At 42.5% G+C, this 24,205-nt stretch carries 19 protein-coding genes and 7 tRNA genes; 12 read left to right on the forward strand and 14 right to left on the reverse strand.

What is annotated here, in order from left to right; all coding sequences use genetic code 11:
* Nucleotides 1–43: 43 nt before the first annotated feature.
* Nucleotides 44–523: a methylated-DNA--[protein]-cysteine S-methyltransferase gene (locus tag CRO04_RS01230; RefSeq protein ID WP_097002414.1), complete on the reverse strand. Its 480-nt coding sequence runs from the start codon at nt 521–523 to the stop codon at nt 44–46.
* A 112-nt stretch (nt 524–635) separates the two neighbouring features.
* A complete protein-coding gene (locus CRO04_RS01235) occupies nt 636–884 on the reverse strand; it encodes a hypothetical protein (RefSeq protein WP_097002415.1) in 249 nt (82 codons plus the stop codon).
* Nucleotides 885–939: 55 nt separating this feature from the next.
* Here CRO04_RS01235 and CRO04_RS01240 point away from each other — a divergent pair.
* From CRO04_RS01240 to CRO04_RS01280, 10 genes are all read left to right on the forward strand, one after another.
* Nucleotides 940–1,014: transfer RNA gene (locus CRO04_RS01240), tRNA-Pro, on the forward strand.
* Nucleotides 1,015–1,062: 48 nt separating this feature from the next.
* A tRNA-Gly gene (locus CRO04_RS01245) sits at nt 1,063–1,133 on the forward strand.
* A gap of 3 nt (nt 1,134–1,136) precedes the next feature.
* Nucleotides 1,137–1,210, forward strand: a tRNA-Arg gene (locus tag CRO04_RS01250).
* Between the two features lie 34 nt (nt 1,211–1,244).
* Nucleotides 1,245–1,320: transfer RNA gene (locus CRO04_RS01255), tRNA-His, on the forward strand.
* Between the two features lie 39 nt (nt 1,321–1,359).
* Nucleotides 1,360–1,431 (forward strand) — tRNA-Gln (locus CRO04_RS01260).
* Nucleotides 1,432–1,434: 3 nt separating this feature from the next.
* A tRNA-Lys gene (locus CRO04_RS01265) sits at nt 1,435–1,507 on the forward strand.
* Between the two features lie 25 nt (nt 1,508–1,532).
* Nucleotides 1,533–1,612, forward strand: a tRNA-Leu gene (locus CRO04_RS01270).
* 146 nt (nt 1,613–1,758) lie between these two features.
* Nucleotides 1,759–2,853, forward strand: coding sequence for a S8 family serine peptidase (locus tag CRO04_RS01275; RefSeq protein WP_330400748.1), 1,095 nt, complete (start codon nt 1,759–1,761; stop codon nt 2,851–2,853).
* An 18-nt stretch (nt 2,854–2,871) separates the two neighbouring features.
* Nucleotides 2,872–3,273, forward strand: a complete 402-nt coding sequence (locus CRO04_RS27115) for a S8 family serine peptidase (RefSeq protein WP_330400758.1) — start codon at nt 2,872–2,874, stop codon at nt 3,271–3,273.
* A 157-nt stretch (nt 3,274–3,430) separates the two neighbouring features.
* Nucleotides 3,431–3,604 (forward strand): hypothetical protein, encoded by a 174-nt coding sequence (locus CRO04_RS01280; RefSeq protein ID WP_166432446.1) that lies wholly within the window; start codon nt 3,431–3,433, stop codon nt 3,602–3,604.
* A 39-nt stretch (nt 3,605–3,643) separates the two neighbouring features.
* On the opposite strand, the gene CRO04_RS01285 is transcribed toward CRO04_RS01280, so the two are convergent.
* Nucleotides 3,644–5,317 carry a S8 family peptidase gene (locus tag CRO04_RS01285; protein WP_097002417.1) on the reverse strand — a complete coding sequence of 558 codons (1,674 nt, stop codon included), beginning with the start codon at nt 5,315–5,317 and terminating at the stop codon, nt 3,644–3,646.
* Between the two features lie 420 nt (nt 5,318–5,737).
* Between CRO04_RS01285 and CRO04_RS01290 the strand changes: the two genes are divergently transcribed.
* Entirely contained in the window at nt 5,738–7,411 is a 1,674-nt protein-coding gene (locus CRO04_RS01290; RefSeq protein ID WP_097002418.1) for a hypothetical protein, read from the forward strand.
* A gap of 32 nt (nt 7,412–7,443) precedes the next feature.
* On the opposite strand, the gene CRO04_RS01295 is transcribed toward CRO04_RS01290, so the two are convergent.
* Entirely contained in the window at nt 7,444–8,130 is a 687-nt protein-coding gene (locus CRO04_RS01295; RefSeq protein WP_097002419.1) for a hypothetical protein, read from the reverse strand.
* Entirely contained in the window at nt 8,127–9,203 is a 1,077-nt protein-coding gene (locus tag CRO04_RS01300; protein WP_097002420.1) for a glycoside hydrolase family 88/105 protein, read from the reverse strand. The genes CRO04_RS01295 and CRO04_RS01300 overlap by 4 nt, the downstream gene beginning before the upstream one ends.
* Before the next feature lie 171 nt (nt 9,204–9,374).
* On the opposite strand from CRO04_RS01300, the gene CRO04_RS01305 reads away from it, so the two are divergent.
* Nucleotides 9,375–10,289 (forward strand): helix-turn-helix transcriptional regulator, encoded by a 915-nt coding sequence (locus CRO04_RS01305; RefSeq protein WP_097002421.1) that lies wholly within the window; start codon nt 9,375–9,377, stop codon nt 10,287–10,289.
* A gap of 107 nt (nt 10,290–10,396) precedes the next feature.
* On the opposite strand, the gene CRO04_RS01310 is transcribed toward CRO04_RS01305, so the two are convergent.
* The 9 genes from CRO04_RS01310 to CRO04_RS01350 all read right to left on the reverse strand — a co-directional run bounded on the left by CRO04_RS01310 (nt 10,397) and on the right by CRO04_RS01350 (nt 24,159).
* Nucleotides 10,397–12,013 carry an extracellular solute-binding protein gene (locus CRO04_RS01310; RefSeq protein WP_097002422.1) on the reverse strand — a complete coding sequence of 539 codons (1,617 nt, stop codon included), beginning with the start codon at nt 12,011–12,013 and terminating at the stop codon, nt 10,397–10,399.
* A gap of 50 nt (nt 12,014–12,063) precedes the next feature.
* Entirely contained in the window at nt 12,064–12,930 is an 867-nt protein-coding gene (locus tag CRO04_RS01315; protein WP_097002423.1) for a carbohydrate ABC transporter permease, read from the reverse strand.
* The gene (locus tag CRO04_RS01320) at nt 12,930–13,865 is read right to left on the reverse strand and encodes an ABC transporter permease (protein WP_097002424.1); all 936 of its coding nucleotides are present in this window, start codon (nt 13,863–13,865) and stop codon (nt 12,930–12,932) included. The genes CRO04_RS01315 and CRO04_RS01320 overlap by 1 nt, the downstream gene beginning before the upstream one ends.
* 18 nt (nt 13,866–13,883) lie before the next feature.
* Nucleotides 13,884–14,426 carry an HAD family hydrolase gene (locus CRO04_RS01325; protein ID WP_097002425.1) on the reverse strand — a complete coding sequence of 181 codons (543 nt, stop codon included), beginning with the start codon at nt 14,424–14,426 and terminating at the stop codon, nt 13,884–13,886.
* A gap of 130 nt (nt 14,427–14,556) precedes the next feature.
* Nucleotides 14,557–17,649 carry an alpha-mannosidase gene (locus tag CRO04_RS01330; RefSeq protein ID WP_097002426.1) on the reverse strand — a complete coding sequence of 1,031 codons (3,093 nt, stop codon included), beginning with the start codon at nt 17,647–17,649 and terminating at the stop codon, nt 14,557–14,559.
* A gap of 124 nt (nt 17,650–17,773) precedes the next feature.
* Complete coding sequence (locus CRO04_RS01335; RefSeq protein WP_097002427.1) at nt 17,774–20,911, reverse strand: alpha-mannosidase; 3,138 nt, start codon at nt 20,909–20,911, stop codon at nt 17,774–17,776.
* Nucleotides 20,912–20,990: 79 nt separating this feature from the next.
* The gene (locus tag CRO04_RS01340) at nt 20,991–21,845 is read right to left on the reverse strand and encodes a carbohydrate ABC transporter permease (RefSeq protein WP_097002428.1); all 855 of its coding nucleotides are present in this window, start codon (nt 21,843–21,845) and stop codon (nt 20,991–20,993) included.
* Between the two features lie 6 nt (nt 21,846–21,851).
* A complete protein-coding gene (locus CRO04_RS01345) occupies nt 21,852–22,781 on the reverse strand; it encodes a carbohydrate ABC transporter permease (protein ID WP_097002429.1) in 930 nt (309 codons plus the stop codon).
* A 25-nt stretch (nt 22,782–22,806) separates the two neighbouring features.
* On the reverse strand, nt 22,807–24,159 hold the full coding sequence (locus tag CRO04_RS01350) for an ABC transporter substrate-binding protein (protein ID WP_097002430.1): 1,353 nt from the start codon (nt 24,157–24,159) through the stop codon (nt 22,807–22,809).
* Between the last annotated feature and the right edge of the window lie 46 nt (nt 24,160–24,205).

Consider the following 24,205-nt stretch of genomic DNA (forward strand, 5'->3'; position numbering starts at 1 on the left):
AAGTATAGCATTTTAAATGAACCGAAAGAATCACAATGAAATCTTAATAATTCTTCCATACTGCATCCGGATTTTCCATATTCAACAACTTTAATTTAATATCCAGTCCTCCGCCATATCCTACCAGGCGGTTGTCTGCGCCAACTACCCTGTGGCATGGAATTATTATGGAAATGGGGTTGCGGTTGTTGGCCATACCAACGGCACGGCAAGCCTTTGGATTCCCAATCTGGACTGCAATCTCTTTATAGCTTCTTGTCTGTCCCCAGGGAATGGTTGTGAGTGCATCCCATACCTTTTTCTGAAATGCCGTTCCCTCCGGCTTTAATGGCAAATCGAACTCCGTTCTTTCCCCTTTCAGATACTCTTTTAACTGGAGAACCGTTTTTTTCGTCAGCTCTGTGGCTTTGTGCTCTCCTTTTGGCGTACCTTCCGTTTTAAATTCCACTCCTAAAACCCATTTTTCATCACATATAATATGAATGGGGCCCAGTTCACTATTAAAAACATCCCAATATTTCATGTATACTCCTTTCACAGTTGTGTCATCCCGTTTCACATTCTCCTGCAATTATAACATAAGATCTATTTTTTCAAACATTATTCCTATTTCTTTAAGTTTTTTTATGAAATGTTTATTGACTGGTCAAACTTATGTCATAATTCCAGGATATACTATTATTTGTAAAGGAACCCCACCCTTTTAACATTGACTTTTTATTTTTCATACTCAAACCGGCAGGAACATGATTGTACCTGCCGGTTCCTCCCATTTCAGAACTATTTCTTCTTATTTTCAAATCCTGCCGAAATCCAGCAAATATCAGCTTTTTTCGATTTTTATTTTTTTTCGAAAATATTGTTGACAAATCCATATCCATCATATATAATAACTCTTGCGTTGCGGAAAAGAAGTTAAACAAAGACGCGAAAAACCTTCGGGGTGTGGCTCAGCTTGGCTAGAGCGCCTGGTTTGGGACCAGGAAGTCGCAGGTTCGAATCCTGTCACCCCGACTTGAAATTAAGCTGCTTTTACAGTCGGTTAATTTCACAAAAACCTTTGCGGGTGTAGTTCAATGGTAGAACACCAGCCTTCCAAGCTGGATACGTGGGTTCGATTCCCATCACCCGCTCTTGAGTCTGTAGCTCAGTTGGATAGAGCAACGGCCTTCTAAGCCGTGGGTCGGGGGTTCGAATCCCTTCAGGCTCGTTTCACACTGATAACCACAGTGTGAAATTTTTATGGTGGGTATGGCGAAGTTGGTTATCGCGCCAGATTGTGGCTCTGGAGGCCCAGGGTTCGAATCCCTGTACTCACCTTTCCCTTAACGGGAATTTTTTTTTATCAGGAGATGTTAATGGGCTATCGCCAAGCGGTAAGGCACAGGACTTTGACTCCTGCATTCGTTGGTTCAAATCCAACTAGCCCAGTATGGGATACTAGCTCAGGTGGTAGAGCACTTGACTTTTAATCAAGTTGTCCGGGGTTCGAATCCCCGGTGTCTCATTTCAATACGTTTTGTTTGCTGTCAGCGGGTATGGCGGAATTGGCAGACGCGCCAGATTTAGGTTCTGGTGGGAGACCGTGCAGGTTCAAGTCCTGTTACCCGCATGAATCACGAAAGATGGAAACACCGGAATTCCTTGTTAATACGAGGCATTCCGGTGTTTTTGTTTTTTGTTAACGCATTTTCACATAAGTGAAACCCCAAAGCATAAAATATATTACAAATTCGTCAAAACAGAAGGGGGTTAATCTTGTTAAAAATTATAGATGATAATTATTATGACCTAATCATAAATAATGCTGCCATCTCTTCCGAATACGGGGAGGATATTACATTCTTGAACAGCCTTCACTCATTGCGCCATGTTCTGAAGTTTGAAAAAGAATCCTGCGGTCTCGAGCAAAGTCCTTATGAAACCCTTCCCGCACTATTTACACTTACATCAGTCTTCAGTTTAGAAAAATCTGGCATCGAAACGATCCAGAACAATCCTGATTTCGGTCTGTTCGGGCAGGGAATTATCGTTGGTATTATTGATACCGGAATTGATTATCAACATTCTTCATTTATCAATAACGATAAAACCACCCGCATCCTGTCAATATGGGATCAGACTATCCAGAAAGGCTCTCCGCCTGCTGGTTTTACGTTTGGTACGGAATACAATAAAAATATGATAAATTATGCGTTAATATCGGGAAATCCCTCCTCAGTTGTTCCCTCAACAGATTCAAATGGGCATGGAACAGCGATTGCAAGCATTGTCGCAGGAAATCCCAGCTCAGATCATCATTTTTCAGGAATTGTTCCGAAAGCAGAGCTGTTAGTGGTGAAGTTAAAGGAAGCAAAGCATAACCTGAAAGATATCTACTTTGTTCCATCAGATTCATTATGTTTTCAAGAATCCGACATCATGCTTGGGGTACGTTACCTTACTACAGTGTCTCAAAATTTGAACCGACCGCTTGTCATATGTATTGCTCTTGGAAGCAGTCATGGAGGACATGATGGCTATGGCCCTTTAAGCACTTATCTGGATAATATAACACGTTATCCAAGAATCGGAATTGCTGTTTCTGCCGGAAATGAAGGAGACAATAACAGACATTACTTTAACAGCACTAATACTCAACCGTTCTACAACGACTTTGGATTAAATATAGGAAACAAAGACAGACGGTTTTCTATGGAGATCTGGCCATATGCGCCTCAGAGATTCTCTATTGAAATTACCCCTCCGGATCTGGAGACTACGCAGATTGTTTATCCATCTTTAAATGAATGTCAAGGATTTTTAGTAGGGAATAATCAGAGTTTTATATGGGTTAATAATATTTCCTTCTAAGGAGATCCAAATACAACAATAACCACACCTGGTAACGCCATGAGTGTCCTGACTGTTACTGCCTATAATCAGTATTCAGATACAATACTGGCTGAATCTGGCAGAGGTTATACAAGAAGCGGTCTCATTAAACCTGATATCGTGGCTCCAGGATACCAACTTACCTGCGCCATACCAAATGGTCAGTATAGTAAGCTTACAGGAACAGGTGCAGCTGCAGCACATACTGCCGGAATAATGGCCATGATCATGGAATGGGCCTATAGCAGGGGTAACTTTACCGCTATCACCGGTATACAGATCAATCGAATGATTATTAGGGAAGCCCGGCGCAGCAATATGTATCTCTATCCAAATAACATTTGGGGATATGGCCAGATAAATATATACAATATATTAAGCCGGCTTTCAGGTACTTAACATATTTGTAACTATAGATCCTATTTATTATGGCGGGACCGAACACCGGATACCCGCCATTATCCGTTTTCAATTGCCAATAAAACTACAGCAATTTCTTTAATTTCTATATTGTTTAATATCTAATTCATTTATAATTCACCTGGAGGTGATAATTATGAATTCCAGGAAGGAAAAAAAACTTGCTGAAGAATTTGACCGGCTGGAAGCAGCAAGCAAAGATGTAAAGACTCCTGCTGCCCCGTCTGACGAATTTAAATCCATCTTAGACGAGATGGAACGCAGGGGAATCAGTCCCAGAGTCAGAAAAGAATTAGGCAACAGGAAGTAGGCGGGCCGGGTTACCGATAACCCGCCCCCAAAAAGTTGTTTAATAAATTAAAAGCTGTTTCAGGGTACTGTCTATACTTAGCTTTCCATATCCCCAGACAGGATTGGGATAGACATTAACAGGATCCCGGTCAGCCGATTTCATCATCAGACGGTTGGTCTGATTTCCTGTTGCAGCAGTATAATTTCCTTTGATGTATGCCCATTCTATCATCATAACCGCAGCCCCTGCTACATGAGCGGCTGCCGCTCCAGTTCCGGATATGGTTCCGTACTGAAAATCAGGTATGGCACATGGGATTCTGTATCCTGGTGCTGCCAGATCTGGCTTTACCTGCCCCAGTCTTGTATAGCCAATGCTGGATTCTTCCATTATAGTACCAACGTTTTGATTGTATGCCGTAACAGTCAGAAGGTTGGAAGTATTTCCCAGTATGGTAACCGTCGTATCCGGACTTGAATTGACAAAATACGTTTCATTGGAAATCAGGTTTCCGGAAGGAAGCCAGCAATGATAGGAAAAGGGTACTGAATTCAGATTTTCCAGCTTTATATACCACGTTCCGCTAATCATATTACGGAAGCGCAAAAGGATCAGCTGATTTCCCGTCTCTTCTTCAAAGAGAATATTGTTCACCCATATATTGGTTTTTATGGACTGAAAATTCAGTTTAATGCACTCTCCTACTCCAGGTTTAATAACTTCAGCAGTTTCCCAGGTAGGCGCCGTTATCTGAACGGAAAGTGCGGCGGGCATGTAAGGCCAGATTTCCATAAAATATTCTTTATCAATTTCCCCTGAATTTAACTGCAGGCTGTCAGAAAATGGATTCATTGTTACTTTTCCATAATAATGCCTGCGGCTGCTTCCCTCATTCCCTGCAGAAGTGATCATACTCAGCTTTGGCAGCTGCATCAGACTGTCCAGGTATGCGCTTAACGCTCCCCGTCCGTCATGTCCTCCCTGGTTCGTTCCCAGTGCCAGACAGATTACCAACGGCCGGTTCAGTCTGGTTGCCACATTTAATAAATAACGGATTGCCAGAATAATATCCGACTCCTGATAACACAGGGCATCGGACCGGACACAGAACAGGTTTTTTAAATTCTCTTTTGCTTCCTTTAATTTAACTACTGCTAAATCTGCCTGAGGCACTACGCCGCCAAATCCCTCCTTTTCATTGGGTCGCCCTGCAATTATGCTTGCTATGGCAGTTCCATGACGGTAGGGGTCTGTAGTTGGAACAATGGAATAAGGATATTGAGATAGCAGAGCAAAATTAATCAGCTCCTTTGTGTATTCCGAACCAAAAGTGAAACCAGCAGGCGGCGATGATCCCTCCACTGTCTGGTCCCAGATTCTAAGAATACGGGTCGTTGTATCATTGTTCATGAAAGCAGGATGGCGGTAATCGATTCCTGTGTCAATCAATCCCACTATGACTCCTCTGCCAAAAAGCCCCATCTCAGGGTTTATCCCTTCAGATTTTTCATTGCTGTTTTCCGTGCTTACGACAGATTCCAGAGTATACAGATCCGGAAATCTGTGATAAGAATTTAATCCCAGATCACATGGCTGCATACTTTTCTTAGGTACATGGAGCAGGGAATACATTTCGTTCATTTTTGTTATGTTATCCCCGGTATTATACGAAGTGACCAGTGCATTGCTGATAATAAAATCATAATATCGATTGTCCAGAATCTTTTCCATTCTTGCCTCCTGACATCCCGGGTGGAGCATATGATATAATCTATGCACTGCCATTTCTATTATGAAATAAATGTCAACTGCAATACAAAACTGCTCTTCTGACTTATATAATCTCAAATACCCATTGTTTTTAAAAAGTTTTCACTAATTAATAAAAAAAATTACATATTTTTCTTTACTTAAACGTTTTATTGCGTTATACTTTATGTAACTCTTCTTAGGAGTGCCGTATTTCCCCAATCCTGCGGTGCTCCATTTTTTTGTCCTGCCTTAATATAATTCCCCCACTCAGCGATCCGCAAATTTTAAGAAGTATCAACCTGCAAAATAACAACATCTGCATTGTTCCCTTCCGGTTTCCATGATACAATCAAAGCGACACAATACGCAAACCAGTGATAGACGGGGAATGGAGTTTCTATGAAAAAACACTACGAAAGAATTATATTATACAGTGACCGAAAAACAGAAGAAATCATGAATCAGCAGGTTATGGATCAGTCTTCCGAATTCTATGGTGGTTTTCGCGACCACGACGGACTGGTGGAACCAAAACTTGCCATTTTCCAGGTGACTACCATGACTGCCTGCTTATTTAACAGCCAGAGCTGTTTTTATGGCAGCGAAATCGTTTACAACCGGATTACCATTGCCCTGTCCTACATTGTAAGAGGGCAGCGGGAAAATGGTTTTTTTGATCTGATAAACTGTAATTTTTATTCCGGAGCAGATACCGCCTTCTGCCTTGACGGTCTTTTACCAGCCTATATTTATTTAGACCGTCTCTCCCAGACGGAATACTGCTCTGCTACGGAAAAAAGCATGATCTCTACTCTTCTCCCGGTTATGAAATCCATTCTGGTCAAGGGCGGAAAAGCGATGATACACGGAGGATTTCACACCCCCAATCACCGCTGGGCCATTGCTTCTGTTTTAATGATGCTTTATCGCCTCACTGCAGACGAATCCATGAGGGAGGGAGCCGAGAAGTTTCTGATTGAAGGCTGTGACTGCAATGACGACGGAGAATATGCAGAGCGCTCTGCAGGAGGCTACAATCAGGTCAATAACAATGCCATGATGATGCTTGCTGCTGCAACTGGCGACGATTCCTGGTATGAACCGGTCAAACGTAATTTAACCATGATGCTTCACTATATTGAGCCAGATGGCAGCATCTTTACCAACAACTCCACAAGACAGGACCGGGGGAATAAGATATATCCGACCGGTTACTATTTGGAATACTTATATATGGGTATCAAATTCCACAACGAAACCTTTCTGCAGGCGGCCTGCTTCATTATGGACCAGGCTGTGGAGAAAGGAATTGGTCCTCTGGACTGGCTGATCCATTTTATGCTCCATCCGGAACTGATAGAATTTGAATATGAAACCGGCAAGATTCTCAGGAACTACTGCCATCACTACACAGATTCCGGAATAGTACGGCTTCGAAGAGATTCTTATTCCTGTTCTCTGTTAAAGGACAGCCCATCCTTTCTCTACTTTCAACACGGGGATTTATGCGTCAGCATGAAAATCGGTGCCAGTTTCTGTGAACACCGGTACTTTGTGCCGGAAAACCTGGTACAGCTTCCACAAGATGAGGGGTTTGTCCTGAATCAGAAGATGGCGGGCTGGTACTATCTTCCATTTAAGGAGCCGCAGGATACTACCGACTGGTGGCAGATGGACCACACAAAACGCGAAAAACTGAACGGGCCAGACATGAATTTTGTAATCACTGCAACCGAAGTCAAAGACGGCATGGACATCACCATAGAGACGGCTGGCATTGACCGGGCACCTGTGCGGATAGAACTGGCATTTGATGCAGGCTGCCGTGTGGAATCCCCGTATTTCATCTCAGAAGGCAGCGCAGGCGGGGGAATCGTTGCAAAGGAAGGTATCGTTACTGCCTCAAAGGGCAAATATGCCATCACAGCCGGTCCTGGATTCGGAACTCATAACTATGTAGCAGGCAAATTCGGAAGCCAGGGACGCTCACAGGACTGCTATACAGTCTATTTTACAGACTTTACCTGCTTTAAGCATACCATATCACTTCGGGCAGTTCCATCAGCTTATTAACAAAAATGAGGGGCATTAAGCACCCTCATTTTTTAATGGTTATAGTAAGCTTTTATAATATCGATCTGTCTGTTGACACGTTGAGGGATGGATTCTTTCAGTTCTTCCCAGCACATCAGTTTCTCATCTTCTAAATAAAACGGCTCAAATACCAAAGATGGGCAAAAACCAAACACTTCCTTAATATAATCTTCCGTCATTTTCTGCAGTTTATGGTCGGTATGAATCTGATCCTCAAACATATCCTGTACCAGAACCCCATCTGCTCCCGCCTTTATATGGCAGCTCTCCAGCCAATCCGGAATTATGCGGACCAGACGCGGGTCAGGCAGCATCGCGTGCTTCCCAGGCTGTGCATAGACAATCGGGTGGGTATTTCCTTCCAGAATCAGCTCCCCGTGTTCCAGATCCACAATATTTAAAAATTTTCCATGAAAGCTCGCCTCTACCTTTTTTACGGCTCCATTGTGACCAACGTATACCCATACATGCTCCAGCTCATATAAATGCTGGATATCATAGTCATACCAGATTGCATATTCGATGGCGAACGCCGTATCTTCCTGATTAACAACAATCTCGCGCTTAGGAAAGGAACTGCTCCTCATCGTTTCCCGAAAAATGGTGCAGCCCATGGCTGTAATGGAAAAAGGCTCGTTTTTATCCTGCATGATAACAGGTTTATAGGTTTTCAGTATCTCTCTATCTCTTTTCATCATTTTGACGCTTCCAGCAAAAACAGCATAGCCATTGCCTGTCCGTATGGCATTGGACGGAGTTCAATATCTTTATAGAACTGCACACTTTCTCTGCCCATAGGAGTACCATAAGATACCTGATGCACCACGCCTTCTGCATCGATACACTGAAGTACAGGCAGAAGAGCCTTTCGTGCACTGGCCTCAAATGACGGATCCACAAGCCCTAAATGAACTGCTTTAAGTATACCGTAACCAAAACCGCAGGTTGCACTGGCCTCAACGTAAGAGGTGTTATCATCGATTACCGTATGCCACATACCGTTTTCGTTCTGGTAGGATACCAGGGCGTCAATCTGGTTTTTTAATGCTTCTGTCAGATAATGTCTGACAGCTCCGCTGCATGGAATCATACCGAAAAGTTCCGGGATTGCCATTGTAATCCAGCTGTTACCTCTTCCCCAGAATGCACCGGCGAAATTATGGCAGCCATGGAACGTCCAGCCATGATACCAGAGACCGGTCTTTTTGTCAGCCAGGTATTTCACATGGAGGAGAAACTGGTATTCCGCTTCATCAATCCATTCCTGCTTTTTAAGAATAACACCCATACGGGCAAGGAATAAAACCGACATGAACAGCGTATCGTCCCACAGCTCCTGCTCATTTAAAGTATCAGAAGTCAGATGCTGAAATCCGCCTTCTTCCGTTTTGGGAAGCTCATCTATCAGCCACTGCGCCCAGTCCCTGCAGATTTCCATATAAGTCTCATTGCCGTCCTTTTCAACCAGATAGGTTAAAGCCAGCAGAGGAGCTGTTGTGTTAATATTCCGGGCAGGAAGACCAATGGTAAGCTGTCTTTCATAATACTTATTCAGTTTATTTATAATTTCTTCCTCTCCTGTTTCTTCATAGATCTTCCATAAACCAAATAAACCTACGCCCTGCGTCCATTCCCAATAACGATAACGCTCCGGATTGTCTCCGGCCAGATTATTTGTCTGCATGTTTTTCAGAAAAATATCATCTTCATCATACAAAATCTTTTCAAAGCTTGAAACTAGTAAATTTATTTTATCTTTTAAATTTTCCATTCTATTGACAGTTCCTTTCTGCTGCCTGTCAACGGGTCCGTTGGAGGCACATTGCAATCTCTACAATATTTTTCTTTTTTATTTGTTAATGTATTGCACATTTTGTCATCATTCTGCTATAATGTATATCCGATACATGACTAATCCATAGAAAGAATAAAGGTGGTTTATATGACAAACCCTGATGATACACTGCTTTATAAGAAAAAACATAATATCACCATAAACGATATCCAGCATTCCCTTTATTATTACTTTGATTATGATGAACGATCCTTTGATATCAACATGCCATTTCAGCATTTTCACTCTTTTTATGAACTGATGATACTGATCAGTCCCCAGGCATACCATCTGGTAGAAGGTATCCCTTACTCCATCCGGTCCGGCGATATCGTGCTTCTTCGGCCATCGGTGCTTCACCGCTCCGAATATCAGAAAGGCGCCCCCAGCAAACGGCTGATTATCGGTTTTTTGTATCCCCCTTCACTCTGGGGAATGCCGGAAACCTATGAGAAGCTTTTTGAGCCTTTTTACTCGCCGCTGCCCATTTTCCGTTTTCCTTCCAAGCAGCAGCAGCTGATTAATGAAAAACTTAATCGTATTTACCGCTACTCCTTTCAGGACGAGGAACCGGAGCTGAAATCGCTTATTGTCCACGGTATGTTCGTGGAATTTCTCTACACTCTTCGGCAGCTGGCTCCCTATAACACCTACACCAATGAACCATTAAAAGATGAAGCATCCCAAAAAATATACTCCATTGCCAACTTCATCCATAATCATTATTCTGAAGAATTAACACTGGACTCCCTTTCCAGGGAATTTTATATCAGTTCTTACTATCTGTCCCATCAGTTTAAAGATGTGACGGGCTACACCCTGACCCAGTACATTCAGATGACACGGATCCGAAACGTACAATACCTGCTTTTAAATACGAAAAAGAAGATCTCTGAACTGGCGGAAGAATGTGGATTTACAAGCTTTTCACAATTTAACCGAATCTTTCAAAAGTATTGCAGCCAGTCGCCCTCTGAATTTCGTAAAAGTGGAGGGGGAAACAGCATTCCCACATTTTTCTAACGATCAGATGGGCAGAAAAAGCCCGTTACAGCTTCCCGGCATCATCTATATTATCGATGAGAAAGAGCTGTAACGAGCTTCTTATAGCCTGCTGCCCCGTTAAGGAATTACTTTATTGTGTCGAAATATTCTGCTCTTGCGTCAAGAATCTTCTGCAGCCCTGCATTTACAAGGTTGTCGTATTCTGATTTCTGCAGACTGTCGAACTGATCCGGTGAACAGCTGATCAGCTTGTAAACATATTCTAACATTAAATTCTGAACATTCTGTCCGTAATCTGACTCTGCCTGTGAAATGTTTGCATATACAGGGAAACGGAATTTTCCTTCGGAACGAACATCATAGAAATTAGAGAACCATTCTTGGTTTTCCCACTCAACAGACTGATCTTTAATCCATTTAGATACAATGGAATCTTTGTCCTTGGTCCAGTCCATAGCCAGGTTAACAATATTTAAGTCATCACAGGTTCCTGGATATCCCTTAGAAGAAAGCTCTTCGCTGGTTAACTTAATCGGAACGTTGTTTTCATCTCTTTTATGCTCTGCAGTAAATACGATATTTTCAGCAACTGCCGGATCTGCCATCCAGTTTAAATACTTCATGCAGGCATCAGCCTTTTTCTCGCTGCTCTTTGGTACCATTACAAACATACCGTGTCTTGGTTCAAATGGTGTACGGTAAGAACCGTCAGCCAGTTCAAAGCACTGTACAGGAACGAATGTTCTTCCGCCTGCATTTGTGTTTAAAACAGTGATATAGTTCCATGGGCTCTCTGTATCGTCCAGGAAGAAACCTACATTACCTGCAGTTACCTGAGCCTTGTAAAGATCTTCGGTTGTATCAGTAGCGAAATCTTTGGTAATAAGTCCTTTGTTATAGAATTCGTTTAATTTCTTAATACCATCAACAGCACCAGGAGCTACTGCCATATAACCTTCGCTGTAGATATATGCATCCTTGTCATTTGCAAGATTTACATAAGATCCAACAAAGTTTAAATAACCTTTTTCTGTATCGTTACGTCCACTCATCGCCCATGGAATTACATTATCCACGCCGCCTGGATTCTTATCCTTTACTGCCTGTAAGTAAGCAGCCAGTTCCTCTTTTGTTTTAGGCATCTCCATTCCCAGCTTATCCAGCCAGTCCTGACGGATATATGCTGTATGGCGAGGAGATTCCACACCTCTCTGTTTCATAATTGCCAACTGCTTTCCGTCCATCTGTCCCATGTTCTGAGCGTCTGCTACGAATTTTTTAATATCTGAGCCATAGGTCTCATAAGACTGGGTTAAATCAGCCAGACCGCCGTTTGAAGCAAAATTATAGAAAAGACCCTGATTATAGGTAAATATAATATCAGGAGCACTTCCACCAGACATCATGATATTTAACTTATCATCAGAAGAGGATCTTGGTACGGATACATACTCCACATTGATGTTATACTTATCTTTTACCTGCTTTTTGATCCAGTCAGTCTGGGTATTGTTCTCTACGGTTGTACCGGGAGCTGCATCTCCTCTGTCCCAAACCATAACCTTAATGGTTACTTCTTCTCCCTTATCTGCTGCAGTAGTTGCCTCTGCCTTTGTGTCTGTACCTCCTGCTGCGGTGGTTGCTGTAGTAGCGTCCTTTGCTGCACCGGAACCGCAGCCGGCTACCATGGATGCTGCAGCTAATACTGCTACACAGCTCTTAAATAATCTTGCTTTTTTCATTATAAAACCTCCCTTTCATAATCGTTTTATATTATTTAATTAATAAATAATCAACCCTTAACGGCGCCAAGCATAATGCCCTTTGTAAAGTATTTCTGAATAAACGGATAAGCAATAATCATAGGTGTCATGGATATAACAATACTTGCTGATTTTATATTATCTGCTACCAGCTGAGACTGGAGACCTTCCTCCTGGGTCAGCTTCACCGCTTCGATCAGCTGCTTTAATACCATCTGTACTGTGTAAAGCTTTGAAGAGTTTACATAGTACAGAACATCACTCAGCCGGTTCCATCTGCCAACTGCATAAAACAGTGCCAGTGTTGCAAGGGTAGGATAAACCAGAGGAAGTGCCACCTTAAATAACGTCTGTACCTCATTGCAGCCATCAATCTTTGCTGCCTCGTAAAGGGAAGAATCCAACCCTCTGAATGCGGTACACATGATGATCATATTATACGCACTAAGTGCCTCAGGTATAATTAACGCCCATACTGTATCAATCAGCTTAAAGTCTTTTACGTTTAAATATTTAGGAATAATACCTGGATCCAGATACATTGTCAGTACAAACAAAGTCATAATGACAGCTCCGCCCTTTAAATTTTTCTTAGAAAGGGGATAAGCTGCAAGTACAGTCATAACGATACAAACCACAGTAGAGCCAATCATCAGGAACACGGAATAGATAAAAGAGGATACAAAGCTTCCGCTTTGAAACGCTCTCCCATATGCTTCTATTGTAAACTCCACCGGATAAAGGAATACTTTACCACCCAGTATGGCATCCTTCGAGCTTAATGACATGGACACTACACGGATAATGGGAATCAATGCCACTACGCTGATTACGATGAAAAATGTGTTCCAGAAAAGCTGAAACCGTTTGTCTGCTTTGCTCTTTAACTCGCTCATTACATAATTCCCTCCTCTCCCATTTTTTTAGAAATCTTATTCACAGACAGAATCAAAATGATTCCGACTACGGACTGGAAGAGACCAACCGCAGTTGCAAAGTCGAACCGGCCTGCCTGAAGACCTACGTTATAAACGTAAGTACTGATAACGTCGGCTGCACTTTTTACCAGTGTATTTCCCATCATATACGGACGGTCGAAATCGATGGAGACGATCTTACCCAGCTGCATGATGAGCATAATTGAAATAGTAGGTCTGATCTGAGGAATGGTTACATGTGCAATTCTCTGAAGTCTGGTAGCACCGTCGATATAAGCCGCTTCTCCAAGAGATGGATCCGTAGCAGTCAGCGCTGCAAGATAAATAATCAGGGAATAGCCGGCAGACTGCCAGATTCCTGCAAACCAGTAGACAAATCTCCATATAAATGGACTGCTTAAAAAGTTCACTTCCGGTATTCCTGTTTTCCGGAAAATATCATTTACAAGTCCGCTGCTGGAAAACAGCTGAGTGATGATACCTGCAATGATAACCCAGGAAAGGAAGTTTGGCAGATATAAAATAGTCTGTGTTGCTTTTCTAATCCGCATATTCCTGATCTCAAAAAGAAAAACAGCAATAAGTACAGGTACAGGAAATCCGATAATCAGATCACCAAGATTTAAAATCAATGTATTGACTAATGCATTCCAGAAATCCTTAGACCCAAATGCCTCTCTAAAATGAGCCAGACCAACCCATGGGCTGGCCCATATTCCTGCAAACACATTAAACTTCTTAAAAGCAATTAATCCCCCGATCATAGGTTTATAACGGAATATAAGCATATAGATAACCGGAATCAGAAGCATTAAGTAAAGCTGCCAGGTATTGCGCATATATACCTTAAAAGGAATCTTACGTGCCTTCACCTTTGTTGTCTTATCTTTCATAATATCCACACCCTCCTTCTATTCATTTCCGTCTTTATGAAGCTCAGCCTCCAGACTTTCAATCAGTGCCAGAAGCTCTTTCGGCTCATGGACGGTATAATCCGGCGTTTCCCACTCATCAGCCGGATTCATATCATAGCGTGGAGACCAGTCAATGAGAATTGAGGTAATACCAAAGCGGTTGGCTCCTGCAACATCTTTTCTCACATTATTTCCGATCATAACCACCCTTTTTTTATCTTCCTCAGTCAGGTGATTCTTCTCCATGGCATCCAAAAACATCCGTTCGGATGGTTTCTGGATTCCGACTATCTCTGAAATTGTCCTGGTGTGAAAGCAGTAACCAAGACCATTTTCTTCATAAACATTGGTGAACGACTGCTCTTCCCCGTCTGCCACCATGGCAATGACATAACCGGCGTCGTAAAGAGCTTTTAACGTCTCCCCTGCACCCGGAATTAATTCTGCGTGGACTACAATACCGTCATCATTGCGGATTTCGGTTCCTTCATCAATAATGGTATCCCCACTGTCTGTAAAAATGATTAGCTTTTTTTGCATTTTGTTAACTCCATATCAAATTTTGGTGTAATTTTTATTAAAGCTGATGAAAATATTATAATATTTTGGGTACATTGTTGCTATGCGTTATTTGTTTTTATTGAAACCATCTTACTCGCATTTTTTGCGATTATGGAATCAGACGCAGGGTTTTTATTTCAAACGGCGCAAAATCCAGAAGCATTTCACTATCATTCTCAAAGTGGTTTACTGATACCATTTTTCCGGAATCCATATTCTCTTCCATGGTAGTTTCCCACAGTCTGCTGATTTTAAAACCTGCACAAACCACACAGGATGTGTGTTTTCCTGTCGCTTCATAAAGCCTTACAATCAGATCTTTTTCGCCGTTTTCTGCCATTTTAACCGTCTCTAAAATTATATTATCTGCAAAAATGCGGAAAAATTCTCTCTTACCAGTTCCTTTTCCCCAATATGTCAAAGGATTGTTCAACTGCATTCCTTCGCGAATGACTCCACTCTCTGAAAAGCTGCTGCTTTCTGCATAAAAGGAATAGGTAAACTCCTGCATTCCCTTATCTGCATACATATCCGGCCATACAGGTGCTCTAAGCAGTGTCAGCTCCATAGCATTGCCGGTGGTGCTGATTCCATATTTGGAATCATTGAGCACAGCAGCCGTTCTTCCCGGCTGTGTCATTGCAGTATACCGGTGATTGCACACCTCGTATCGGTCTGCATCATAACGGCGGTTCTGATGGGTCGGACGTTTTACGTAACCAAACTGGATTTCTTCCAGGGCTTCTTCCGTTCGGATGGTAACCGGAAATGATACTTTTAACAGCTTATGGGTTTCCTGCCAGTCAATAACCGTGGAAAAATCAATTCTCCTGCTGTTATAGGTTAAGGAAATTCTCTGAGTCAAGACAGACTCATGAATTTTTCGTTTTACCAAAAGCACTGCTTTTAAAGGACCCGTCTCCTCAATAGTAAGAGCTGCCGTCTGTTCCAACTCTATGGGAACATTTTTATAGAAAGAACTCATTTCCCATGCATCGTAATCTACATTGATATCCTGGTAAAGCAGAAGCTGATTTGCAATTCCATCTACAAATTCTGTTTTGGTTTCCTGATCCATCACGCTTCTGACCTGACCAATTCCATCAATCCTCACCTTTACCAACCTGTTTTCCAGAATAAAGAAACCATCTTCCTGATAAAGTCTGCATTCAGCTTCCAAAACCACATTTTCCCCAACGGAGGCATATCCGCAGGAGGGAACTTTTACTGGTATCAGCAATCGATCACCGATTTTCTGGCTTACCGGCAGCCTTTTGCCATCTGACAGATCTTTCCCTTCTTCTGCTGGTATCTCTGCCAGTTCTTCCCTCTCCCAGGAAAGGGAATTAAATATCAGGATACCGTCTCCCCCGGACCCTGTGATCTGTTTTTTGGCTTCCTCATAAACACAAAGGGCTCCTTCTCCGATAGCATGGAATGCATTTTTTGCATCTTCATAAACTCTGGTAATCGAAGTTCCCGGAATGATATCATGGAACTGGTTAAACAGCAGCACCTTCCATAAAGCTTCCAGCTCCACTCTCCGGTTCTCTCCGTTTTCCACAAAACACGCAATGGAATTTAGCATTTCTGCCTCCCGCAGCTTACGTTCCATCTTCCGGTTCTCTTTCTTTATCCACGCCTGTGATGTATAGGTTCCCCTGTGCCAGGGAAGGTAAAGTTCCCCTCTGTAAACCTCTTTTACAGCGTTTTTCTCTTCCAGTCTCTTGAAAAAGTCAACCGGACTCTCCATGCGGGTGCGGGGTGCGCCTTCTAAATCTTTCACCCGCTTTGCTACCTCTGCCATCTCCCGTGTAGCACCGCCACCACCGTCACCGAATCCAAAGGGGAAAATAAGGGTATCTATATTTTCCTGCTGTACCCGGTCCTCTTCCCATCTGGTTATTAAGTCAAGAGGATCCAGTCTGGCATTGTTCTTCTTATAAAAATGGGTCAGAATCCTGGTTCCGTCTATTCCTTCCCACCAGAAATTATTATAAGGAAATACATCACAGCCCTTTAACGCCCTAGCCATCTTCTGCGTGGCAAAATAGCGGATTCCGCAGCCTTTCATGATTTGGGGCAGCTGTCCGTTAAAGCCAAAACAATCCGGCAGCCAGACCATCACACTATCTATTCCAAGTTCCTGTCTAAACCACTTTCTTCCATACAGGCACTGACGGATCAGACTCTCTCCGGATACCAGATTCGTATCAGGCTCCACATACATTCCGCCCTCAGGAATAAAGGATCCCTCCTCTACTTTCTTTAAAAGACGCCGGTACAGTTCGGGATAATGTTGTTTTACATTCTCCATAATGGGAGGTTCACATAAAAGGAATTTATAGTCCTGGTATTCATCTGATAATGCGATCTGGGTGGATAAGGTCCTTGCACATTTCCGTTTTGTCTCCTCCCATGGCCACAGCCATGCAAGATCCAGATGGGATTGTCCGAAAATGGTAAATTCAGGAGCTGTCGTTCCATTCACGCAGGAAAGAAGAGGGGCCAGTTTCTGTCTCGCATCACGGAAAGATTCACTCCGCCCTTTCCGGTCCAGCTCGAAGTCAGCTGTAAACGTAAATTCCAAAAGTCCCTGATTAATCTTCATTGCCCTTAAGGATTTAGGATCAAGCCCTTCAGATAGCTTATATAATGTAAAAACATCCATGAGCAGCTGAAATGCATCTTCATTCCAGATTCCATAATCTGATACGCCTACCTTTACCTGAAACTCAGGCGGTTCTGGAACTGCGGTACAAAAATCAGGGCATGGTCCGCCCTTTTCCAGTCTCGGTCCATGCCCTGAATAACTTTCCGCCACCACAAAAAAACGCTCACCTGCCTTTGCATGGCGGGTCAGTGTTATTCCATCGTGCTTTAAATCTCTGGAACCTGCCGCCTTTCCATTCACCCATAAAAGCATCTCACCGCCTACCTCAGGGTGAAGAAAAATCCGCTTTCCCTCCGCCTCATCCGGCATGACGATCTCTGTTAAAAACCAGCCATATTCCCATTTGGAGCCCCAGGGGGTTCCCTGAGGCATAGGGTAAAACTCTCTCTTTAACGCTTCTTCATAAGTAAGATGCTCTTTCGTTGTAAATCCGGTAAATGTAACCGTTGAAAGTCTGTCAAACAGATGGTTCTTCAGCTCCTCCATCCATATGTTAATCCGTCCATTGCGTTCTGCAGCAAGTTCCATCTGCATATCCTCCCTCTACTGATACATTCATATTGCTTCATTATATGATATCTCACAGGCAGTGACTATGCAAAGTTTGTCAAGTTACTGTATATATTTTGCAAATATTGCAAAATTATAATTTCTATCTCTGAATCTTAATTGTTTTTATTTCATATGGCTTAAAGGTAAGAGCGATTCGTCCACCTTCCGACGGTACCAGCTCTTTCACTTCTTCCATACAGCTGCATTCGCCAAACTGTGCATCCGCTGTCATGGGGAATGTTACGTGGGTATTGGTTCTCATGCCATAGGATTCATAAAAACGTACAATGAGTCCGTCTCCGTCTTCGGATAGTTTCACTGTATCAGCAAGTATATTTTCATTCTCAATCTCTAAGAAGGAACAGGTAAGAACACCGTCTCCCTTTACCAGGGAAGAAACGAGAGGGCAGTTTAAATCATAAGCTTCCTGCACCACCCCTCCTGCGCGGAAATCTCCTTTATGAGGCAGCAGAGAGTAGGTAAACGTATGCTCTCCCTGGTCTGCATCCGGATTGGGGAATATACCGGATTTTAACAGGGTAAGGCGAATGACAGAACCTTGAACATCATAACCATATTTGCAGTCATTTAGAACAGCGGCGCCATAGCCTGCCTCTGAAACATCTGCCCATTTATGGGCACATACTTCAAATCTTGCCTGGTCCCAGGTCGTATTCCTGTGAGTGGGACGGCTGACATTGCCAAACTGAATGTCATAATTGGCCTCATTACATAGTATATCAAGAGGGAATGCGGTTTTCAAAAGCATCTGATGCTCATTCCAGTCAATTCTTGTCTTGAAATCAATTCGTTTTGTATGATTGTAAAAGCAGATCTGCTGTTCAATAACAGAATCCATGAATTTTCGTTTTACAAAAATAACTGCTCTGACCGGACCGTTTTCTAAAAGCTTCATTTCCATCACTTCATCTACATGCCACTGTTTCTCCTCAAAGGTCGAATCAATATTCCATGCATCAAATTCCAGCGGACGGTCTTCAAATACCAGAAGCTGATTACCCGTCTCTCCTTCCTTTAACAGGCTTCTTTCTTCTGCTCTGTCATAAATGCGGGACAGATTTCCTGCCTGATCAAATTCCACTTCGTAAAAAGAGCTGACTGCTTTTTTCAAAGCTCCTTCTTCTTTGCAATCCACGAAGGTAAATACGGAATCTGCTTTTTTGAGAGACTTTCCTGTGCCGATTACCGTTACTCCCTTTGATGGTACATCCTCCGCCAATGCTAACATACGGCCATCCCAGGTTTGCTGTGTGACTGCAAATAGATCCTTAACCAGTACCTCAGACTCAACAATTCCGGTTCTTTTAAAGCTTAATGAGTTCCACACCGCAAGCGCAGCAGGATTATTCCCGTCACATTCAAATCCGGCTGCCTTTAATATGCTTTCCTGGCTCTTCTTTATAAGACCACGATCTGACTTAAGGATTTTCTCGTATTGAACCTCTGAATCCTCGTATACCTCTTTGATGGAAGACCCAGGAAGGATGTCATGAAACTGGTTTAAAAGCAGCAGCTTCCAGTTTTCCTCCAGCTGACTCTTTGGATACTCCCCGCCTTTGGTAAAAAGGGATTCCAGTACCGAATAAAATTCTGCATCTCCGTTTAAAAACTCACAGCTTCTGTTATATTTCTTATTCTTTGCCATAGAAGTATAGGTTCCACGGTGAAACTCTAAATATAATTCGCCGGACCATACAGGAAGCCGCTTTTTATCAAGCTCCTTTTCCAGCTTATGAAAGAAATCCTTAACAAAAGTCTGTTCTGTCCTTGGACAACGGGCAACATTTAATTCCAGTCTCCTGCTCTGTTCCAGCATCTCTTCTGTTGGTCCGCCGCCTCCGTCACCGTAGCCATAACAGGTCAGTACTTCACGGCTGACATCCTTGTTCTGAAACCTCTGCCAGGTTCCCATGATCTGTTTAGGATCCTGTCTGCCGTTGTAGGTGGTGCTGTAACCTTTGGAGGGCTGACCGTTTTTATAATAATCCTTGGTTGAAATCAGATAAGTTAAAACTTCACTGCCGTCAATTCCCCGCCAGGTAAAGGTATCATAGGGAAACTGGTTATATTCGTTCCAGCCCAGCTTTGTTGTCATAAAATAGGATAATCCGGACTGCTTCATGATCTGAGGTATGGCAGCGCTGTAGCCGAATACGTCCGGAAGCCAGAGCACTTCATTAACCTGACCGGAAAGTTCCTTTTCAAAGAATCTTCTTCCATAAAGAATATGCCGAACTAAGGATTCTCCAGATGCCAGGTTACAGTCCGGCTCCAGCCACATGGCACCTTCTGTCTCCCATCGGCCTTCTTTTATCTTTTCCTTAATCTCTTCAAACAGCTGGGGTGCCTCTTCTTTTACAAATTCATAAAGCTGGGGCTGGCTGGACATAAACTTATATTCCGGGTACCGCTCCATCAGGCTTAAAACCGTACGGAAGCTTCTGACCGCCTTTTGTCTCGTCTGCTTTAAAGGCCATTTCCACGCAACATCAATATGAGTGTGACCAATGCTGTGTACAGTTACCGGATTTTCCGGTCTGTCTTTATAATAAGCTTGGATGAGAAATTCATCCGCTTCTCTTACAGAAGAAAAAAACTGTACGGAATGAGGTCTGGTAAAATCAATCCGTTTTACTGCTTCTGACAGAACCTTAAATCCATCAATCTGTTCTAAGTCATCTTCTTCCAGAAGATCTGCTGCTTCAAAGGGAACTGCCAGATCATAATACAGCTTTGCCACATCTTCTTCGTAAGCCCCAATTTCCAAATGAAAGAAATTGGTGCAGCCGGGACTGTTAGAATAGGCATAAAAGACCAGTTCATGTGTTTCTCCCTTTTTGGCACGATCCGTCAGTATAAAATCCTGATGGTTCATATCCATGGTTCCGGAATGTTTTCCGTCCAGAAATACCATGATCTGGGGATTATCCGTATTCCAGATATCCGTAGCACCTGTATTTAAGACTGCTCTGACCTGCTTATTTTCTAATTCAGACGGCACAGTAATACAGGTTTTAAACCAGTAATGCTGATCCGATCCTCCCCAGGTCTCATCCCTGCCAAAAGAATTCCAATTTAAAATGCTGCTGTCAAACTCTTCTTTCCATTCATAACTTCCGGTACAAAACCATACTTCATCTGCCGGTTTTAAATTGGAATAGCATAGCGGTTTCAACGCTTCCAGTGCCGCCATTAATCTGTTTCTGATCGGATTCATTCATCATTCCACCTTTTGTTTTGATTTTAAAAAAGGCAGGAAACGCCGCACTTGCGGGTCTCCCACCTAAAAAGCCTTATTAGCCCTTTATTCCTGTAGAGGCGATTCCTTCTACCAGATATTTCTGCATTGTTAAGAAAATGAAGAAAATCGGAATCAAAGATAACGTTGCCATTGCAAACATTGCGCCCCAGTCGGAACCAGCTGTCGGATCTGAGAACATCTTTAATGCATAGCTGACCGGATATTTCAACGGATCGCTTAAGTAGAGCAAAGCTGCAAGGAAATCATCCCATCTCCACATGAAGGAGAAAATTGCGCTTGTAACCAGAGATGGTTTCACCAGCGGCAGAATGATCCTGGTAAAGATCGTATAGATCGTACAACCGTCCATTCTGGCAGCTTCGTCTAAATCAATGGGAATTCCCTTAATAAACTGAACATTTAAGAAGATGAAAAAGCCCTGTCCAAAAAACTGCGGTACAATAATGGGAAGATAGCTGCCTACCCAGCCCATTCTGTTAAAGATAATGTACTGCGGAATCATGATTACCTGGAATGGCAGCATCATTGCAAGAAGCATACATGCAAACCAGAAGCTCTTAAACTTAAAGTCGATTCTTGCAAATCCATATCCCACGATTGCTGAGGAGATCACTGCTCCTACCGTGGATAAGCCTGCAATAATAAAGGAATTCTTAAAAAAGTTGCCAAAACCGTAACCTGCAAAGCCTTTCCAGCCCGTCTTATAATTGTCAAAAGAAAAGTGTTCTGGCAGGAGGCTGGCAGCAGTCCTGAATATTTCATTGGTGTTTTTAAAGGAACTCATCACCATCCAAACAAGCGGATATATCATAACACATGCAAAGAAAAAGGTAAATACATGATAAACCACTGTGGTGATTGTTTTTCTCTCCTGATATCCTGTCTTCATATTTCATCACCCTTCTGCTTCGTAATATACCCACTTTTTCTGTGTCTTGAACAATATCAGTGTCATGATTCCTACAACAAATACCATAAACCATGCCATTGCACACCCATATCCCAGCTTACTGTAAGTAAAGGAATTCTGATACATGTATACGGTATAAAATAATGTCGTATCTCTTGGCTTTCCCTGGGTAATAATATAACTCTGTGTAAATGCCATAAACCCATTGATCAGCTGGTTAATGAGGTTAAAGAAAATAGTAGGAGTCAGCATAGGAATAGTGATTTTGAAAAATCTCTGGAATCCGTTTGCACCGTCAACTGTAGCTGCTTCATAAAGGCTGACTGGAATCTGTTTTAAACCGGATAAAAAGATAAGCATGGAGGAACCAAACTGCCACACAGCCAGAATGATCAGCGTCCAGATCGCCGTATCTGTTCTTCCCAGCCATGCAATGTCCGATGGAAGTCCGAACAATTTAAAAATTGCATTGATTACACCATCACTTGCGAACATTCTCTTCCAGAGAATAGCTACTGCCACACTGGATCCGATAATGGAAGGGAGATAATAAACAGCCCTGTAAAAGCCGGAAAGCTTGGTGGTTTTCACTAAAAGCATGGCAACAACTAATGCCATAATAAGCCGGAGAGGAACCGAAAACAGAACATAGTACATGGTAACACCAAATACTTTCCAGAACTTTGGATCCGCCGTAAACATCGTTTTATAATTTTCCAGTCCGATAAAAACCGGTGTTTTTAATATATTGTATCTGGTGAATGAAAACCCTAAAGATAAAATCATAGGCAGAGCCATGAAAGCGAGAAATCCTATAATGAAGGGCAGGATAAATACATATCCTGCAACCTTCGGTGTGTTTATAATCTGGCTCAATGATTTTTTTCTTTTCGGGATCATTTGATTGTTGTTCATCTTATCCCCTCCAGAATTTTACCTGTTATTTTGCCGCTTGTTCAAGTATATTTTTTGCTTCAGGCACAAACTGGCCAACTGCATCTTCTCCTGTTGCATCTCCGTAACGGACTGCCTCAGAAACTGTTTTTCCTAATGCTTCGACTTCACCCTTACCAGATGGATCCGGAGCATCGATTGGGGTTGCAATTTCAGTAACTTTTGCAACATAATCAAATACGGCCTGTGCTGTTGGATCTGCCTGTGTTTTGATTGCATCTGCTACTTCTGTGTTAATCGGAATTCCTCTTTCAGCAAGAAGGATTTCATTACACTCTGTGCTGTTTGTAAACCAGTCAAGGAATTTCGCTGCTTCTTCTTTATTCTTGGAAGTTTCAGCAACAGAGAAGAACATACTTGGTTTCAAATACAGTGGCTGTTCTTTTGCATCTGTAATTGTTGGGAACATGGTGATTGCAAGATCTCTTCCTGCAGCATTTGTGATACTGATAAACTGGTTGGATAAGCTTAAATCATTCCAGGTAGTTCCGTCAATAATTGGTTTCGTCTCAACTACGTCAGGATTTTTCTCTGCTAATAAATCAGCGGAAATACTGGAATCAGATTTTGCAAACTTCTCGATTGTGTTAAAATAAATTTTTAAGGAATCTTCTTTTCCAGCGGATAATTCATCAAATAAATGAGAACCATTTGCTCTTGCCATGATCTGCATCATGTTGATACCGCCGTCATAGAGAGTTTTAACACCGGTTTTCTCATCGATGGTCTTTGAAATGTCATAAAGCTCATCCATTGTCAACTGGTCAGGAATTGTAACTCCAGCCTTTTCAACAATTGCTTTGTCATAAACCATCATAGGAGCGTTGCTTCCAAGGCTGATTGCATAAGTCTTTCCATCTACATTACCACTTTTAATAATGCTTTCCGGAATCTTGGAAGTATCGATCAGTCCGCTGCTCATGAATTCAGATAAATCTGCAAGCTGACCACTCTTCTGATACTGGTTTAAATAGGAGTAATCCATCTGAATGATATCAGGAAGATTGCCGCCTGCTGCCATAGCAGAAAGCTTGTCCCAGTAACCAGACCAATCTGTAAACTCAACTTTGATGTCTACATTTGGGTTTTTACTCATGTAAAGGTCAACTGCTTTTTTTGTTACATCGTTTCTTGTCTGATTTCCCCACCAGCACAGGCTTAATGATATCTTGTCACCTGATGCTGCAGAAGTATCTGCCGGGGCTGCTGTTGATGCTGCCTGTGTAGTAGCAGTGTCTGCACTACTTGTTTCCGTTGGTTCTGTTTTTGAACCGCAGGCTGCTAATGATGTTGCTGCAAGAATTGCTGCAAGTGATGTTGCTAAGATTCTTTTCTTCATTTTGCAAAACCTCCCATTTGATTTCATTATGATAACCATATTTTAT

It is taken from the genome of Lacrimispora amygdalina (assembly GCF_900205965.1).
Lineage (GTDB): Bacteria > Bacillota > Clostridia > Lachnospirales > Lachnospiraceae > Lacrimispora > Lacrimispora amygdalina_A.

Excerpts from the sequence above, each read along its gene's own strand:
- CRO04_RS01315 (WP_097002423.1), bottom strand. The coding sequence starts at position 12,930 with ATGAGCGAGTTAAAGAGCAAAGCAGACAAACGGTTTCAGCTTTTCTGG.
- CRO04_RS01300 (WP_097002420.1), bottom strand. The coding sequence starts at position 9,203 with ATGGAAAATTTAAAAGATAAAATAAATTTACTAGTTTCAAGCTTTGAA.
- CRO04_RS01290 (WP_097002418.1), top strand. The coding sequence starts at position 5,738 with ATGAAAAAACACTACGAAAGAATTATATTATACAGTGACCGAAAAACA.
- CRO04_RS01320 (WP_097002424.1), bottom strand. The coding sequence starts at position 13,865 with ATGAAAGATAAGACAACAAAGGTGAAGGCACGTAAGATTCCTTTTAAG.
- CRO04_RS01280 (WP_166432446.1), top strand. The coding sequence starts at position 3,431 with ATGAATTCCAGGAAGGAAAAAAAACTTGCTGAAGAATTTGACCGGCTG.
- CRO04_RS01330 (WP_097002426.1), bottom strand. The coding sequence starts at position 17,649 with ATGGAACTTGCTGCAGAACGCAATGGACGGATTAACATATGGATGGAG.
- CRO04_RS01345 (WP_097002429.1), bottom strand. The coding sequence starts at position 22,781 with ATGAACAACAATCAAATGATCCCGAAAAGAAAAAAATCATTGAGCCAG.
- CRO04_RS01235 (WP_097002415.1), bottom strand. The coding sequence starts at position 884 with ATGATGGATATGGATTTGTCAACAATATTTTCGAAAAAAAATAAAAAT.
- CRO04_RS01295 (WP_097002419.1), bottom strand. The coding sequence starts at position 8,130 with ATGATGAAAAGAGATAGAGAGATACTGAAAACCTATAAACCTGTTATC.
- CRO04_RS01340 (WP_097002428.1), bottom strand. The coding sequence starts at position 21,845 with ATGAAGACAGGATATCAGGAGAGAAAAACAATCACCACAGTGGTTTAT.
- CRO04_RS01285 (WP_097002417.1), bottom strand. The coding sequence starts at position 5,317 with ATGGAAAAGATTCTGGACAATCGATATTATGATTTTATTATCAGCAAT.
- CRO04_RS01305 (WP_097002421.1), top strand. The coding sequence starts at position 9,375 with ATGACAAACCCTGATGATACACTGCTTTATAAGAAAAAACATAATATC.
- CRO04_RS01310 (WP_097002422.1), bottom strand. The coding sequence starts at position 12,013 with ATGAAAAAAGCAAGATTATTTAAGAGCTGTGTAGCAGTATTAGCTGCA.
- CRO04_RS01335 (WP_097002427.1), bottom strand. The coding sequence starts at position 20,911 with ATGAATCCGATCAGAAACAGATTAATGGCGGCACTGGAAGCGTTGAAA.
- CRO04_RS01350 (WP_097002430.1), bottom strand. The coding sequence starts at position 24,159 with ATGAAGAAAAGAATCTTAGCAACATCACTTGCAGCAATTCTTGCAGCA.
- CRO04_RS01325 (WP_097002425.1), bottom strand. The coding sequence starts at position 14,426 with ATGCAAAAAAAGCTAATCATTTTTACAGACAGTGGGGATACCATTATT.
- CRO04_RS01230 (WP_097002414.1), bottom strand. The coding sequence starts at position 523 with ATGAAATATTGGGATGTTTTTAATAGTGAACTGGGCCCCATTCATATT.